Below are 16,079 nucleotides of genomic sequence, written 5' to 3' on the forward strand. Positions count from 1 at the left end.
GTGTGTTAGTTGGCTTTAATATTTAAACTAACGCCACTTGCATTACTGTAACCGCGCAAGTCTATATACCATGTACCAGATTGTGGATTGGTAAATGTACAGGTCTCACTGTTACCATTTTTGTATGGGCGGCATTGATATGTTGTAGTAGAAGAGGCAGAACCAAAATTCACGTAAAGATCTGCATCGCCAGCGCCACCAGAAATAGTCACCGTCAAATTTGAGTAGCCTGCACCGAGTGATTGAGTGTATCTCGACCACTGACCAGTAGATACTGAAATATTGCTCTCAGTTCTATCAATAGGCGGGGTTGTGTTTCCCCCATCTGAATAACTACCAGTCAGGGAAACCCCTGAGATTTGATTCCAAGCTTCAACCATCACAAAATAAGTACCGGCTTGTACAGCTGCTATTGAACATGACTCAGCACTTGTAGACGTTGTGCTCTTGCAGTCATATGACTGCAAAGTTGGTCGACTAGCAAATTTAACATATAAATCAGCATCACCTGTGCCGCCCGTTGTAACAAACTTAAGGTTGCTTGCATTTGCAGGTACATCCAAGGTGAAAAACTGTTGAGATTTGGCACTGCCACTGATCCCCGTTCTTGCAACACCATTGGTCAACGCTTCATCTGTTGGCGGTGTGCCGCAGCTACTTCCAGAACTTAACTGAGAGTTTACGCCGACCAGCGCAAGCGCTGCTTTAACATCATCTGGGTTGTAACCTAAGTCACATGCCGCATCCATCACGCCGTTACCTGCTAAATCCCAATCAGTGCTCGCTGTCCAGTACATCTGATTTGCCTTAGCCATCACAACAAACGCCTTTTTAGTATCCCACCCTGTTGTCGTTGCTAGGTGATAAAAAGCTTTGTTAAACACACCCGATGAGTGATGTACATCCATACCTGAGGTGAAGTTTGACTGATGATCAATAGAGCGACCATCTTTTGTCGGGTCGTTCATGTATCGTAGTGCACCGCTACCTTTGAAGATGTCTTGCCCTACCAGCCAATCATTGCTGCCTTTCATATAATACTCAGCAGCTTCACCAGCCATATCTGAAAATGCCTCGTTCAAGCCACCGGATTTGTTACGATAAATTAATCCTGAGTTTTGCTCTGTAAAGCCGTGGCTTACTTCATGTGCAGACACGTCTAAACTTACCAAAGGATAAAAACGGTCTTTACCATCACCAAATGTCATCGAACGGCCGTCCCAAAAAGCATTTTCATAATTATTGCTATAGTGGACACGCATTTGTAATTGGAAGCTCAGTGGTGCTGTACCAAGCCAATCACTGTACATGTTAAAAACCACATTACCAAAATAGTGCGCATCATTAAGCGGAGAGTATGCCCCATTTATTTCTTTAACCGTATTCTCAGGGCAAGTAAAACTGTGCGCACTTGAACCGCTGCTTCCATGATTTAAGTGAATGGTCTTTACATTGGCATTGTTCATGGTGCATGTATTGCCAGACTGGCTGACATCTAAATGGCCATAATCTGTACCATATTGATACTTGCCTGTTTTTTGGTTGCCACCTGGACCCGTTGCATTTGCATGTTGAATGTTGTCATAGCTAACTAAAACCTCACCTGTATTCGCATCAACAATTTGGTAAGGTCTTGAGGGGTGTTCACCATATGTCACATGCGACAACTCATACACTAGCCGCGCTTGATTGTTGCTATCAATCCAAATAGCTAGCCTATCTGTCTCATGAAACTTCTCTTTTCCCTTTTGCACCGAAGCAATCGACGCAGTTGACATCGTTTTTGCCTGCTCTACTGCCAAGGATGGTTTTGTTGACAAAACATCTCCCGCAATGCCATAAACGGCCGCCCCGTGCGCATGTTTCAAAAGCCCCTGCTTATCAAATGTCAGGCTGACCGTATCGCCTATCACTGGCAACCCTTGGTGCAACTGCTGATAGCGATAGGTTGTAGCACCGTTTTTGTGTTTAAACGTTTTTAATACTTTGAGTGAGTCAGCTGATGAAAAACCAATTATTTGTTCTGCTGGGGCCGATAAAACACTCATTGAGCCTGATACCAGCATCATATTTAAATTATTTTGTTGGTTTAAATACTGCTTTTGTGCGGCATTCGCAGCGCAACTTAATATTGCGAGTGTGGCGAGAGATAATTTCGTTATTTTATGTAGTTTCACTTTATGCTCCTTGATTGTGTGTTTTTACATTCAGGTTCTGAATGTGCACCTGTGTTGGATGCATAGTTGAGACTAGCCAAATAAAACAAAAAATAAACCTTTAATTTACATAAATTACACCCTTGCAATCTGTATTTTTTTAATCAAAGTAATCATATGGTTATACAAAAGTTTTGATAAACTTCATATTGTACAATAAATAAATGTAAACAAAGCACTACATACATAGTTACTAAGTTAGAATAATGACGTGTTTGAAAATCTAATTTAAGGAGTTCCAAAAAGGTGTATGTAGGCTGATAAACCTGAACTGCGCTAGGAGTTATAAGTTAACGGTACTGGATAAAGAGTTTACCGGTTTGAATACTGTGCTTCACCAAACATTAAAAGTCGTAGGTATAGCGTAACCTAATTTGACGCCCTTTTTGAGGGACTCTGCCATCGTATCTTCTAGGGTCAAACGCATCAGTTGATTTATCAAATAAGTTTTGAACTTGTAATGCAATACCTTGCTTTTCATCAACTTTCCAACTCACGGTTGTACCAAACAGCCAGTGGCTAGACTGATGATAAGGAGAGAATTCTGGGTCATCTGGCAGCACAGCTGGGATAACAGTAATACTATCTCGCCAAATGCCGTTGAAAGAGTATTGCATATCACCATGACGGTGATTAAACACTAAAGAGCCAAACTTTTTATAACTCGGATTAAAAGGTAAGTCTATATACTGTGTAAACGTACTAGAAAGCCAAGTATTATCGCTGATATGCAAAGTACCACTAAACTCCAAGCCTTGCATACTGGTTTCAAATACATTATCAAACGTAAAACGAGATTGCGCTTCATCAACGGGAATTAAATTAATAAAGTCTTCAAGCTCATTATCAAACAAAACTAAATCAATCTGCCAATTATTATCTTTAGCATGCCAAACCAATTCCGTCGTTTTTAGATATTCAGCTTTCAAGCTTGGATTTCCTGACGTCACCTCATCGTTGGAATATAGCTCATTGCTTACTGGCACCCTAAATGCCTCGCCATATTGTAACTTGAATGTGTGCACCGGATTAAACTGATATATCAGCGCCAACCTTGGCGAAAGCTTTCGATCTATATCTACCACATCGTCATAACGCAGACCTGTAAACATGGTAATCGATTCACTCAGTACATACTTTAATTGCGTATACACCGCATAAGAATCAAAACTCGCTTCAAGCGGTTTAAATGGTTCGTGATTACTAATCACCTGAAGGCCGCCTAAAAAGTAAGGTTCATCGACAAAGATTTGTCCTGTATCAGCATTATAATAATTAGTGTACACATCTGCTCGAGACTGCTCTTCCCACGAGTATTCAGCCCCAAAAATCACATTAAGTGACTCATCGTATGTGTACACAGTTTCACTATTTAAAGTTAAATCTCTTGATTGCCAACGAGGCCCGACAAAAAAACCATTTTCTAGCTGAAGAACTTCTGCACTGGCAATGAGGCCCGCACTTTTAATATCGTGTTTAATAAAATCCAAGCGAGTGGTGTTGGTCATGGATTCATGCCATGAAGAGTTGACTTCTAATTGCATACCTAGATTTCGGCTAGTGTGACGATTATCTTTTGATTCCCCAGATAAGTTAATAAACTCATCTAATCGAGTCTCTGTATTATGAATTGCAAATCGCCAATTGTGCCAACTGAATTCAAGCTCAATAAACCGACCATCAACAGGATCTCTCACTTGGGCTTCAAAATATTTATCTCCATCATCTCGATATAAAGAGGTATTTGCTTGAACTGATAAGCCATTATCAAAGGCTTTATGTAAACTAACAGCACCTTGATACATCCCATTATCACCGACTGCAGCCATGATCTGATTGTCGCCCTTTTTGGTTACTATGTTCATCACACCTAAAAAAGCATTACTTCCGTAAAGTGCAGAACCAGGGCCTCTTATAAACTCAACTCTTTCAACGATTTCAACTGGGATAAACGGTGCATAAACAGACGCTTTACCAAATGATGCATCATTGAGTCGCTGTCCATTGAGCATAACAAGTACATTACCGCTATCGAGATAAATACCGCGCGCATGCTCTTTTGGCACCGCGCCGACCCAATCTCCGCGGGTTGACTGCATACCTGGCACAAAATTCATGAGCTCATATACATTAGCAACGCCTAATAGTTGAATGTGTTGACGATTAAAGACGGTGGTACTAGATGGAACTGATGTGGGAGTTTCAACAGTTTTGGTTGCTAAGGTGATGTTAACATCAAGTAGCTCTTCAAAGCTCAATTCGAACAACTCATCTTGAGAAGCGGCTGCACTTAAGCAAAAAGAAAATAAAAATATCAGCGGGGTTGTTTTTTTCATATTGAGCCTGGCTACTGATACCGTAACAAGCTCAATTTAAGCGATTAAAATCACTCAATTTTGCTTACACAGTTACCGTTCATACATCTAAATAATACGCATGAAATGTAACTGTGCAAGTTTTTACTTAAGTTTTATGCCGCTTGTAATCTCTTTGCCTTGAAATACTTATACAAACCTATGAGTGAAGCAACTATCCAGAATAGCTCAATCACAAAGCTTGCAAGGTTGAAGTTGTAGCACAAACTGATAAGTAGCAATATTGCACCAGAAAGGTTCATGAGGTTATATTTGAGGCCATCTGGCGTGACTTTTTCAAGTTGTAACAAAAAGAACGCGCCAACTACAAGAAAAGTACCAGTCATACCAATTACATCAAATAAAATATCAATCATGTTTTTGTCCATATATTTTTGTGGATACTCACCCAAACACGCTGGCCCTTTTCCATGGGTAGGGTGACTTTCAATCGTTGAAACAGCACAAACTTTGTGAGTATCTTAAAAATAGGGGTGAGAAAACAGGATAATTGTCCTTATCGATAAGGGTGTTATTTAAAAGTCACCTTATTGCCAACAATTTTCAGTGCTGGTGCACCTCTAATCAAAGTTTTACGGGAAAACTCCTGCTCACACTGGGGACAATGAGTCTGATTATTGGTGTGGTCTACACTAATACGCTCAATAAAACACTTTATTAAGCTGCCCTTTCCGCCTTTTCGGTATTTGAAAAGCTTTGCTTTACAATTTGCACAGAAGATATCGACTGTTCTAACAGGGCCTTTTTTATTCGGTTTTGCCAATTAATTTAAACTCCCTATCACAAACCCAATTAACGTGAATTGTAACGTGTGATAGCCGGCATTCACCAGAAATAATTTAAGTGGTCTTTGTTCAAACAGGTAACTCACACCAAAAGAGCTTGCGACAAACAAAATCCCAATAAATAGCCCAAATGACATCGTATCGATTACAGAGGAGCCTTTACCTACCAAGGTTGCTACTGCCACTGATGCAACAATACTCAACAAAAATGATCCCAAAAAAATGATTTTATGATTGGCTGCTTTCAAGTCCAGTTCAGTTAATCCTGCGCCCTCAAGCCATGTGCGTTGAAAGAGTAGAGGCGAATACCATATCCCGCCTAGTAAAAAAGAGCTTAATGCAGCAAGTAGTACCGCAATGATATTGATATCGAATACATACATGAGCTCTGCCCCATTGTTTCATTATTTTCAATTTAGTTAAAATCTATCAATAGGGCAATATATGTGTATCAGTAGGTTATTTAGATACAGGTTTTTTTTGTAGTTTTCGCTGCAATGTTCTTCTGTGCATATTTAGCTGGCGAGCTGTTTCTGAGACATTCCCGTCATTTGCCTGCAACGTTTGTTGTATATGCTCCCACTCTAGCCGCTCTGGTGACATGGTAGATTCAAATGTGTCTTCTAATACCACATCTTCACCCAATAACTTTTTCGCAATGAGTTTGGTATCAGCGGGCTTTGTTAGATAATCATCAGCGCCAAGCTTAATGGCCTCTACTGCGGTCGCAATACTTGCAAAGCCTGTGAGTAAAACTATTTTTGCGCAGGATAACACTTGTCTAATTGCACCAATGTGCTGCAAACCAGACGAGTGCTCTAACTTCATGTCTAACAGTACATACTCGGGAAGAAAAGTTTCGCAATGAGAAACTATCTCTTCCTCTCGATTAACAATTTGACACTCAAAGCCCATTTTGGCCATTCGCCTTGCAAGCGTATTAGAAAACGCAATATCGTCTTCAATGATCAATAACTTCATAACTCACCCACAATTGGTAATACTGCTGTAGATAACACACCGCCCTCACTCAAGTTTTCAAGGTGCAACTCACCATTCACCCTTTCTAGGGTCGCATGGGTTAATAATAAAGCCATGCCAAAACCGGTATCACTCTCAACAACTGACTTTCCGATATCATCTAACTTTTTCTGTGCGATCCCTTTACCTTGATCTCTGATAGTAAAATGCCATTTACCCGCTTCAGAAAACGCGTTCAGCTCAATTTGGTTTTTACCCGCCCGCTCATTAGCCTTCGCGGCGTTCACGATTAAATTGAGTAAAGAAGGCACTAACATTGGATCACCATTAATATCCACACTGGAGGTCTTCTCAATTACCGTCAAAGACTGCCCCGGATATTGCAACGTCATCAGTTCTTCAAGTTGCTCTAAAACGAATTGAGTGGATTGCGACTTTTCTTGACGTTTAAGTTTGAGTAGTTCGGTCTGTTCTCGAAAGCTATCTAATTGTGTTCGACATTGTAATATTGGCCCATTCATCTCAGCGACTGCGGGATGCGCTGGAAAGTCTTCTTGTAACTCTTCTAATAAGAGGTTTAGATGTGCGATTGGTGTGGCCAATTGGTGAGTAACTTGCGCTGCAGCGCTCCCTAAAGCTAAAAGTTGCTCTTGTTGTAATTGCTTCTCTCTAGTTTTTGCAAGTAATGCTTCCCTTTCTCTGATCCTTTTAACCAATATGGCAACAACACCGACTGTCACAACCACCATAAAGACAAAGTTAACAAACATTCCAAGTAAATGCTCTCCCATGTGCATTCCATGGTGATGCATTGGCATGGTCACAGCAACATACAAATAGCCATAGGCGGCTAAGGCACTTGCTGACACGAATAAGACATACCCAATTGAAACGGTTACAGCCGCAATAATACAAGGCAATAACAAAAGAGAGACAAAGGCGTTGCTCGCACCACCTAAAAAAGAAAGCAGAACAGATAAAAATACAATGTCAGCCATGAGCTGAAGGGTCATTGCCCTTTCTGATATTTCTCGGCTTCGGCGATACATCACAATACTGATTAACTGAAACAACGACTCTAATGCAATGACCGAAAAAACAGGCTGATGTGGAATGCTTTTATCCAATAATAAAATTGAAATCAAAACCAAAACAAGTTGCAACACGATGGCTATGGAGCGAAGCAATAACAACTGACCAAGCGCGGACTGGGGAGAAAAAGCGATTACCATAAGTCGAGCCAAAGATTGAAGATGCGCGTACTTTACCCCAACAACAAACTAACTTAAAGAGAGCAAGTGTGCTTTTGCAAACTCAATCATATCTCAAAGCAAACTCTGGACAGGGTGTCCCCTGATGAAAGAGCAACCGCCAACCTAATCCTATGTCGCGCCATAATGACATTCTTAATGAAAACTGCAAATTGCTGTATGCGTTTCTTCTGTATGCTGCATGATAAGTTAACTGCGCGATTGTTTCAGATAACATCTGCCCTCTAAAATCTTGATTGTAAAATTGAGGCACTTTTTCACAAGGCAATCGTGCCAGAACATGTCTTTTGTCAAAGAGTAAGCCGTTCGCAGATATTTCGTAAAAGTCATCATCCAACAACAAAGACAAGCGTTCTTTGGATTCTCTTACATGAGGTTCAAGTAAAAGCCGCTCTAAAGATACAAGTTCATCAAGTAATTCTTGAGTGATTTTCTGAGTCATAAACAACTGATATCTGACCTATTTCTCATTTTATTTTAGTCAAATGTGCTAATTCAACAAGGTATTCTTTGAGTAAAAATCAATAGTTTGTTATAAATACGCAATTAACCAAGTGGTCGGATTTGATAAAGAGACACTATGATATATGCCAAAATTACCGGCTGGGGAAAAGCAGTACCACCAGCGTCAATCAGTAATGATGAAATAAGTACGATTGTTGATACCACAGACGAGTGGATCACAACGCGTACAGGGATCCGTTCACGACGAGTAAGTCATGTTAGCACAGCAGAGCTGGCCACTATCGCTAGTAAGCATGCGCTTGCATGTGCAGGCATTGATGGTGAAGACATTGACCTTGTTTTACTTGCAACGTGTACGCCTTCAACCATGGTTGCCAATACCGCCTCTCTTGTGCAAAAAAATATTGGCGCAACAGGTGCCGCTGCATGTGATACAAATGCAGCGTGTTCTGGCTTTTTATACGCATTGCAAAATGCAACTGCTCAGATCCAAGCTGGCATGATTAAAAAGGCCGTTGTCGTCGCAGCTGAACGTATGACCTGGTATGTCAACTGGGCCAAAAGAGACAGTGCTGTTTTATTTGGAGATGGCGCAGGCGCAGTGGTGCTTGAAGCGAGCTCTGAGCCGAGCGGTTTAATGGGAACCAAGACTGGGTGTGATACTGAAGACAGAGATATATTGCACATTACGAACTACGGTACGGATTTAAATAAATATGAAGCGGTTGGTCCATCAGATTTACTGTTTGAAGGCAGAGAGATATTTAAGCGTGCTGTTACCGGGATGAGCTTAGCTTGTGACGATGTGCTACAAACAACAAACCTGCAACTTGCAGATATAGATGTACTGATCCCTCATCAGGCTAACCTGAGAATAATACAAGCCATTCAGAAAAAATTAGATATTGACGACAATAAAGTCATGGTCAACATTGACAATTATGGCAACACATCGGCTGCAACAATTGCGATAGCACTTTGTGAAGCTGTTGAGCAAGGTATGATCAAACCACACGCAAATATCATGTCTGCGGCATTTGGTGCAGGATTAACTTGGGCAGCAAGTTACATCAAATGGAGCGAACGTGTAACGCCTATCTCAACGTCTGATTATACATTCCCAACTTGTGAAAAGTCAGGTTTAGAACTTGTCAGCGACTCTGTTGCTGCCTGTCAAAAAGCGGATTAATCTACACCGAGCAGTGGTCGACGCTGCTGCTCGATATAGACACGAATAACTGATAATATACTTCCCACAGCGCGTCTAGACTATATGCCCTTGGCATCTCATCGTCTTATGTAAATAACCTGAAGTGACGCCTTTATACTTATTTTAACGACATTCAAACGTCTTAAATTAATATGAGGTTGCTTTTGAATACCGCACAACGAACGCTGTTATAAAGCAACCGATGTTTGCTATTAAATCAAATTACTGACAACAAGCTAGTTATTAGGGGAATATGGTGTTTAAACCTCATTCAGAGATCAGCCAACTCGAACCACAAATCGTATGGCAATTTTTCGACCAAATCTGTTCAATCCCACACCCATCAAAGCATGAAGAAGCACTTGCACAGTTTATTGTTGACTGGGCAACGTCACAAAATTTAGCTACACGCAGAGATAAAACAGGTAATGTCTTCATCAAAAAACCTGCTACTGAAGGGATGGAAACTAGAAAGCCAGTCGTATTGCAGGCGCATATCGACATGGTGCCGCAAAAAAATGACGATACAAATCATAATTTTGTGACAGATCCAATTAGACCCTTTGTCGATGGCGATTGGGTAACAGCTGATGGTACAACGCTCGGTGCTGATAACGGCATTGGCATGGCATCTTGTTTAGCTGTTTTAGCCTCAAATGACATTGCACACGGACCACTAGAAGTGATTTTAACCGTGGATGAAGAAGCTGGTATGACCGGCGCATTTGGTCTAGAAGCGGGTTGGTTGGAAGGTGAAATTTTACTAAACACCGACTCTGAGCAAGAAGGCGAGATCTATATGGGCTGTGCCGGTGGTATTGATGCTAGCCTGACACTCGATATAGAAAGGCAGACTGAAGCAACCGGACAAGTGTATGTTGAAATCACACTGAAAGGCCTCAAAGGCGGCCACTCAGGTGTCGACATTCATACCGGACGTGCCAACGCGAATAAGCTGTTAGCTCGTACATTAAAGCACCACCTCAGTGGTATTGATTTTCAAATTGTTGAGTTCAAAGGCGGCTCGCTAAGAAATGCAATTCCTCGAGAAGCTTACGCTACGGTTGCAGTTCAAGATGCTGATATTAATCAATTGATAGAGCGTATTGAGGAAGTACAGGCGCTAATGCGTAAAGAGCTTGCTGCAATTGAAACTGGCCTCACTTTTATCACTACGCAAGTCGAAGCATCACAAACACCGATGACATCAAAAAGCACACAGCAATTGCTGTCATTGTTGAATGCTTGCCCTAATGGTGTAGTAAGAATGAGCGACGATATTCAAGGAGTTGTAGAAACCTCTTTAAATCTTGGCGTGATCACCACAGAGCAAGACAGCGTGGAAATTTTATGTCTGATCCGCTCTTTGATTGACTCAGGTAGAACGGACGTTGAAGGTACGCTTGCTTCATTGGCCGAGCTTGCTGGCGCAAAAGTTGAGTTTTCTGGTGCATATCCAGGTTGGAAACCTGAACCAGAATCAGAACTCATTCATATTTTCAGAGATATGTATGAAGGTATCTACGGTAAAAAACCTGACATCATGGTGATTCATGCAGGCTTAGAGTGTGGTCTGTTCAAAGAACCTTACCCAGACATGGATATGATTTCATTTGGCCCAACCATTAAATTCCCTCACTCTCCAGATGAAAAAGTACATATTGGCTCTGTAGGGCTATACTGGGAGCAAATGAAAGCACTGCTTTCAAATATCCCTGTAAAATCTGCATAATTCTGCATAACAAAAAACGGCTCAATTGAGCCGTTTTTTAATATTGCCTAAGCAAAGCGCTTTTGCAAATAAGAGAAGGTAGCTCTTAAGCCTAAGCCTTCACCGCCTACTGGGCGACCCGGTAAATGACGAACATTCCACGCCATAACATCAAAGTGAAGCCAAGGTGTATTCTCTGGTTCAACAAACTCTTTGAGATATAACGCAGCAGTAATAGAACCACCAAAAGGCGTTGAACCGCAGTTCGCAATATCCGCAATATCGCTTTTAAACAAACCTTTATATTGATCAAATAAAGGTAATTGCCAAACTGGGTCATTTAACTCAATTCCCTCAGCAATGATGTCGTTAGCAATCTTTTGATCTGTACTATAAAAACCAGGTAATTCAGTACCTAAGGCGATTCGACAAGCACCTGTTAATGTTGCAAAATCAATTAGCAGATCAGGCTTTTCAGTCTGTGCTTCAGCCAAAGCATCACACAACACTAAACGCCCTTCAGCATCTGTATTGTCAATTTCAACTGTGATCCCTTTACGCGTAACAATCACATCACCCGGCCTAAACGCATTTTTTGACACTGCATTTTCAACCGCAGGGACTAGCACGCGTAACCTTACAGGCAGGTTTGCCGCCATAATCATATGTGCCAAGCCTAGTACATGCGCTGCACCGCCCATGTCTTTTTTCATGTTTCTCATGCCTGCAGCTGGTTTAAGGTCCAAACCACCGGAGTCAAAACATACGCCTTTGCCCACTAATGTCAGTTTAGGTGCGTTTTTGTCACCCCAAGTTAAGTCTAATAAGCGAGGTTTGTTATCACTTGCACGACCAACCATGTGAATAGTCGGATAGTTGTGCTCTAAAAGTTCGTCACCAATAAGCTGTTTAAATTCACCGCCAAATTGCTCGCTGAGTTCAATAAATGTTTCTGCCAAATGCTGAGGCATCATATCGGCAGCTGGCGTGTTCACTAAATCACGTACCAAGTATATACCTGCAGTGATATTCGACACTTTCTTAAATAGGCTCTCTTCTGAGATAGCTAGCTTTGCTTGAATAGGGGCGGTTTTCTTATATGCGCTATATTTGTATGCACCAAGTATATAACTCGTGGCAGCTCGCTCGATTAACTCTTCACCACCAACAAACTGATACATACCTTTCGGTAACTGCTTGGCTAGATCACCGGCTAACCATTGATCATCAAGCGATTCAACTATGCATACAACACTTGATAATGCTCCACTTTCCAAATCCGGGACCAGCAATACATTTTGTCCCTCTTGACGCGTTGACAACACAAAGCTTTTGGCCGTTTGTGCATTTTCTGACAACCAGCTTTCTAGCTGTGACTCTGTGGTTAAATGGACTGGTGTTCCTTCCTGGGAATGAACGAGTAAAGTACTCATACGTGCCTCTTATTCTAAGTTGTATTGACTCAAGGATATCAATAACTGAGACACAATTCACCGTCATAAGGGTAAGTTTTTTCTATAATTATGTTGGCTTAGTGTAAAGCACTGAATAAGCGTGGCATTGAGCATCGCTCACTCACTTTTATTTCTTTTTTCTTCTTTTTTTATTGCGAATGAACTGGGGAGCACTTCTACCCCAAACTTATTACCCAATGCGATGATTAAAGGTATCGTAATGGGCGCAAATGGTAAAATAGCAAAAACCCCTAGTCCTAAGCCTTTTAAAACATCTACAAACTGTTTGTTGGCAACTCTTAGTTCTGACTTAGATGCATTACCCAGTGTATAGCGCTTATAAATATCAAGCATTTCTTCCGTTTCTTGCTTTTCTTGGGCGAGCGCCCCTTTCAACGCAATCAGCGTACGTTTTATCCTTAACCTTTGCCTTTTTCTACTTATCCGTGCCACCCGTATGGGCGCTTTATGCACGACTTTTATTAACCGCATTGATATCCAAAATCAGCTTATTTACCATCATTCTAGCAAAGTTCTCTGTAAAAATCGTGTAGATATTTGGTCCAGCTAAAACAACTTTCCTTGCATAACTGTGGGGGCTCATAACCGTGTTTACAAATATCGAACATTCACCCTTACCTTGTTAATTCAGAAACTATACAAAACACACTAAGCGAGATGGATTTACCCATTTTAAATACAAACTCATTTCGCTTAAGTGGAAAATTGGGTCTAGGTCCACTTAATTTAGAAATAAATGCAATTAAATCAACCAAAAAATTGAACTTGGCGAATTGGCTGCTACTTTTATTATTGTGTTAACGAATTGAATACATTCACGTGATAACACGTTATTGCATATTGCAATTTGGTTTATAAAAAGAAGTTTAGAAAAACTGGGGAAACAGGATGAAACTACAGAGATGCAAACTAAGAAAAGCGATACAATTTGCTATTTCTACTACTGCAGCGACCACAGCCTTACTCGCATTTAGCGCTCAAGCAGACGCAAGAGAAGAAGGAGCAAAAAAAGATATTGAGAAAATTGCCGTAGTTGGTTCGAGGGCAGCGCCTAGGTCAATTGGTGAGTCGCCTGTACCAATCGATATCATAGGCGGCGATGAACTGAGCAAAGCGGGTGGTGATGATATGCTTGAGCTTTTAAAAGGTTCAGTGCCCTCACTTAATGTCCATGCCAACCCAATCAGTGATGCGGCAAGTTTAGTTCGTCCAGCGAACCTCCGTGGCCTTCCTGCTGACTCAACTCTAATTTTACTTAACGGTAAGCGCAGACACCGCTCATCTGTTATCGCATTTTTAGGCGGTGGTATTAATGATGGTGCACAAGGCCCAGATATTTCTGTGATTCCCAGTGTCGCGCTTAAACAAGTTGAAGTACTGCGTGATGGCGCAGCTGCACAATATGGTTCCGATGCAATAGCAGGTGTTTTGAACTTTGTACTTAAGGACGCTTCAGAAGGCGGTAGTTTTTCTGTGAAACAGGGCGAATATTACGAAGGTGACGGTGATACAACGACATTTGAAGGTAATATTGGCTTACCATTTACTGATCAAGGCTTTGCAAACCTAAGTTTTCAGTACAAAGAAGCCGACGCAACAAGTAGAAGTGTGCAAAGGCCTGATGCTCAAGCATATATTGACGCGAGTGTCGAAGGCGTAAGAAACCCAGCGCAAATTTGGGGTGCACCAGAGATCAAAGACGATATTACTCTTTTTGGTAATGTTGGACTTGAATTAAGTAATAGTTCTGAATTTTATATGTTTGGTAACTACTCGGAACGTGATGTAAAAGGTGGGTTCTACTATCGTAACCCACAAACCCGCCCTCAAGTATATTCTAATGACGGAGGTGATACGTTACTTGTTGCCGATCTCGACGGCTTAAACACAGGAATTGGTTGCCCCACCGTAAACCTAAAAGATGCCGACGGCAACCGCATATATAATGTCGCGACCATTGCAGCTTATCAACAAATTGCAGCCGATACAGAAGTTGGTAGAAATTGTTTTGCTTTTAATGAGATTTTACCTGGTGGCTTTACACCAAATTTTGGCGGTAATATTACCGATACATCCCTAACGATTGGTACAAAAGGTGAGTTCACAGAAGGCTTTATGGAAGGCGGCTACTATGACATTAGTGGTTCTGTCGGTCGGAATGAATCCCGTTATTTCATCACCAACACAGTTAATGCCTCGCTAGGCGCTGAAACGCCGATGGAATTCAGCCCGGGTAAATATATCCAGCTAGAGAAAAACTTTAACTTTGATGTATCTAAAGAATTCGACTTTGGTTTGGCCTATGAGGTGAATGTAGCAACAGGCTTAGAATGGCACGAAGAGACTTTTGAAGTCATTGCTGGTGATGAAGCTTCATTTATAGCCGGGCCGTTAACTCAACAAGGGTTTGGTATCGGCTCAAATGGTTTCCCTGGTTTCCAACCTGCAGCAGCAGGCGAGTTTTCCCGCCGTAACTATGCCGCATATGTGGACGTAGAAACCCCATTCACAGAAGAGTTTTTAATGGGATGGGCACTCAGGTTTGAGGATTATGATTCATTCGGCTCTACAACCAACTTTAAAATCATGGGTCAATACCAACTGACAGATGATTTATCAGTTCGAGGCTCTGTGAGCACAGGCTTTAGAGCGCCAACCGTTGGTCAAGCCAACGTAAGTAATGTGCAAACAAATCTGAGCAGCGGTGTACTTGTAGACTCAGCGCTTCTACCACCTACAAACCCTGTATCAGAGATATTAGGCGGTACGGAATTACAACCTGAAGAGTCTGAGAGTTATACACTTGGTTTTGTGTACCAGACAGGCGACTTATTCTTAACCATCGACTACTACAATATTCAGGTAGAAGATAGACTCAGTCAATCTGAAAAAATTAATCTAACGCCGACTCAAAAAGAAGCGCTTAAAGCCGATGGCGTCCCGAATGTAGATAGCATCGCGCAAGTGTCGTTCTTTACAAATGACTTCGATACCACAACACAAGGCGTTGATGTTGTAGCTAACTACTCAATGGACTTATTAGGTGGCTTTGCAACTTTCAGCATGGCATATAACTGGAATGAAACTGAGGTTGACAAGTTCTCCGATATTACAGGTGCTTTTAAAGTAAAACGTTTGGAGAATGATTTACCTCAGCATAGAGCCACTTATACTTGGACTCAGCAGTGGGAAGACTTCTCAGGCTTTATTCGTTACAACTACTTTGGCGAATATCAAGGCGTTCACGTTGACTATGACGCGACTGCAATCATGGCGGATCCAAACTTTACATTTGATGCTGAGCTAACGTATTACGCGACAGAAAATATCAGCCTTACAGTCGGTGCAAATAATATCTTTGACCAAGATGCTGAAAAAGTCATTAACTTCGCTGAAGAAGGCGCTACTGAACTTACGCCATCCAACACATGGGGCGGTATTTATTATGAAACCTCACCATTTGGTATAAATGGTGGATTCTACTACGTCAAAGCAACTTATACGTTCTAAACTTTATCTGTAACCCAGAGCAAAAGAGGAATTAGCGATAGCTATTTCCTCTTTTTATTTTTATTATTAAAATAAACTGC

The 16,079-nt window shown here is 41.4% G+C and carries 13 protein-coding genes; 3 read left to right on the top strand and 10 right to left on the bottom strand.

Annotated elements, in window-relative coordinates:
• Positions 1–5 precede the first annotated feature (5 nt).
• From N477_RS15505 to N477_RS15540, 8 genes are all read right to left on the bottom strand, one after another.
• Entirely contained in the window at positions 6–2,177 is a 2,172-nt protein-coding gene (locus N477_RS15505) for a M4 family metallopeptidase (protein ID WP_063363637.1), read from the bottom strand.
• A gap of 383 nt (positions 2,178–2,560) precedes the next feature.
• Complete coding sequence (locus tag N477_RS15510) at positions 2,561–4,552, bottom strand: TonB-dependent receptor plug domain-containing protein (protein ID WP_063363636.1); 1,992 nt, start codon at positions 4,550–4,552, stop codon at positions 2,561–2,563.
• Between the two features lie 134 nt (positions 4,553–4,686).
• Positions 4,687–4,947, bottom strand: a complete 261-nt coding sequence (locus N477_RS15515) for a CBU_0592 family membrane protein (protein ID WP_063363753.1) — start codon at positions 4,945–4,947, stop codon at positions 4,687–4,689.
• Between the two features lie 155 nt (positions 4,948–5,102).
• On the bottom strand, positions 5,103–5,354 hold the full coding sequence (locus N477_RS26475; protein WP_063363635.1) for a hypothetical protein: 252 nt from the start codon (positions 5,352–5,354) through the stop codon (positions 5,103–5,105).
• Positions 5,355–5,759, bottom strand: coding sequence for a DUF1761 domain-containing protein (locus N477_RS15525; RefSeq protein WP_063363634.1), 405 nt, complete (start codon positions 5,757–5,759; stop codon positions 5,355–5,357).
• A gap of 76 nt (positions 5,760–5,835) precedes the next feature.
• Entirely contained in the window at positions 5,836–6,357 is a 522-nt protein-coding gene (locus tag N477_RS15530; RefSeq protein ID WP_063363633.1) for a response regulator transcription factor, read from the bottom strand.
• On the bottom strand, positions 6,354–7,589 hold the full coding sequence (locus N477_RS15535) for an ATP-binding protein (RefSeq protein WP_063363632.1): 1,236 nt from the start codon (positions 7,587–7,589) through the stop codon (positions 6,354–6,356). The genes N477_RS15530 and N477_RS15535 overlap by 4 nt, the downstream gene beginning before the upstream one ends.
• 82 nt (positions 7,590–7,671) lie before the next feature.
• A complete protein-coding gene (locus tag N477_RS15540; RefSeq protein ID WP_063363631.1) occupies positions 7,672–8,070 on the bottom strand; it encodes a DUF4440 domain-containing protein in 399 nt (132 codons plus the stop codon).
• A gap of 138 nt (positions 8,071–8,208) precedes the next feature.
• Between N477_RS15540 and N477_RS15545 the strand changes: the two genes are divergently transcribed.
• Together N477_RS15545 and N477_RS15550 are read left to right on the top strand one after the other, a co-directional pair.
• Positions 8,209–9,282, top strand: a complete 1,074-nt coding sequence (locus tag N477_RS15545) for a ketoacyl-ACP synthase III (protein WP_063363630.1) — start codon at positions 8,209–8,211, stop codon at positions 9,280–9,282.
• Positions 9,283–9,559: 277 nt separating this feature from the next.
• The gene (locus tag N477_RS15550) at positions 9,560–11,035 is read left to right on the top strand and encodes an aminoacyl-histidine dipeptidase (protein WP_155731921.1); all 1,476 of its coding nucleotides are present in this window, start codon (positions 9,560–9,562) and stop codon (positions 11,033–11,035) included.
• Between the two features lie 47 nt (positions 11,036–11,082).
• Here the strand turns inward: N477_RS15550 and N477_RS15555 are convergent, their stop codons facing one another.
• Positions 11,083–12,447 carry a leucyl aminopeptidase family protein gene (locus N477_RS15555; protein WP_063363628.1) on the bottom strand — a complete coding sequence of 455 codons (1,365 nt, stop codon included), beginning with the start codon at positions 12,445–12,447 and terminating at the stop codon, positions 11,083–11,085.
• 138 nt (positions 12,448–12,585) lie between these two features.
• Positions 12,586–12,960: a hypothetical protein gene (locus tag N477_RS15560; RefSeq protein ID WP_063363627.1), complete on the bottom strand. Its 375-nt coding sequence runs from the start codon at positions 12,958–12,960 to the stop codon at positions 12,586–12,588.
• Positions 12,961–13,377: 417 nt separating this feature from the next.
• Between N477_RS15560 and N477_RS15565 the strand changes: the two genes are divergently transcribed.
• Positions 13,378–15,999, top strand: coding sequence for a TonB-dependent receptor plug domain-containing protein (locus tag N477_RS15565; protein WP_063363626.1), 2,622 nt, complete (start codon positions 13,378–13,380; stop codon positions 15,997–15,999).
• Positions 16,000–16,079: the final 80 nt, after the last annotated feature.

It is taken from the genome of Pseudoalteromonas luteoviolacea H33-S (assembly GCF_001625695.1).
GTDB lineage: Bacteria > Pseudomonadota > Gammaproteobacteria > Enterobacterales > Alteromonadaceae > Pseudoalteromonas > Pseudoalteromonas luteoviolacea_B.

Excerpts from the sequence above, each read along its gene's own strand:
- N477_RS15510 (WP_063363636.1), bottom strand. The coding sequence starts at position 4,552 with ATGAAAAAAACAACCCCGCTGATATTTTTATTTTCTTTTTGCTTAAGT.
- N477_RS15515 (WP_063363753.1), bottom strand. The coding sequence starts at position 4,947 with ATGATTGATATTTTATTTGATGTAATTGGTATGACTGGTACTTTTCTT.
- N477_RS15525 (WP_063363634.1), bottom strand. The coding sequence starts at position 5,759 with ATGTATGTATTCGATATCAATATCATTGCGGTACTACTTGCTGCATTA.
- N477_RS15530 (WP_063363633.1), bottom strand. The coding sequence starts at position 6,357 with ATGAAGTTATTGATCATTGAAGACGATATTGCGTTTTCTAATACGCTT.
- N477_RS15535 (WP_063363632.1), bottom strand. The coding sequence starts at position 7,589 with ATGGTAATCGCTTTTTCTCCCCAGTCCGCGCTTGGTCAGTTGTTATTG.
- N477_RS15540 (WP_063363631.1), bottom strand. The coding sequence starts at position 8,070 with ATGACTCAGAAAATCACTCAAGAATTACTTGATGAACTTGTATCTTTA.
- N477_RS15545 (WP_063363630.1), top strand. The coding sequence starts at position 8,209 with ATGATATATGCCAAAATTACCGGCTGGGGAAAAGCAGTACCACCAGCG.
- N477_RS15555 (WP_063363628.1), bottom strand. The coding sequence starts at position 12,447 with ATGAGTACTTTACTCGTTCATTCCCAGGAAGGAACACCAGTCCATTTA.
- N477_RS15560 (WP_063363627.1), bottom strand. The coding sequence starts at position 12,960 with ATGCGGTTAATAAAAGTCGTGCATAAAGCGCCCATACGGGTGGCACGG.
- N477_RS15565 (WP_063363626.1), top strand. The coding sequence starts at position 13,378 with ATGAAACTACAGAGATGCAAACTAAGAAAAGCGATACAATTTGCTATT.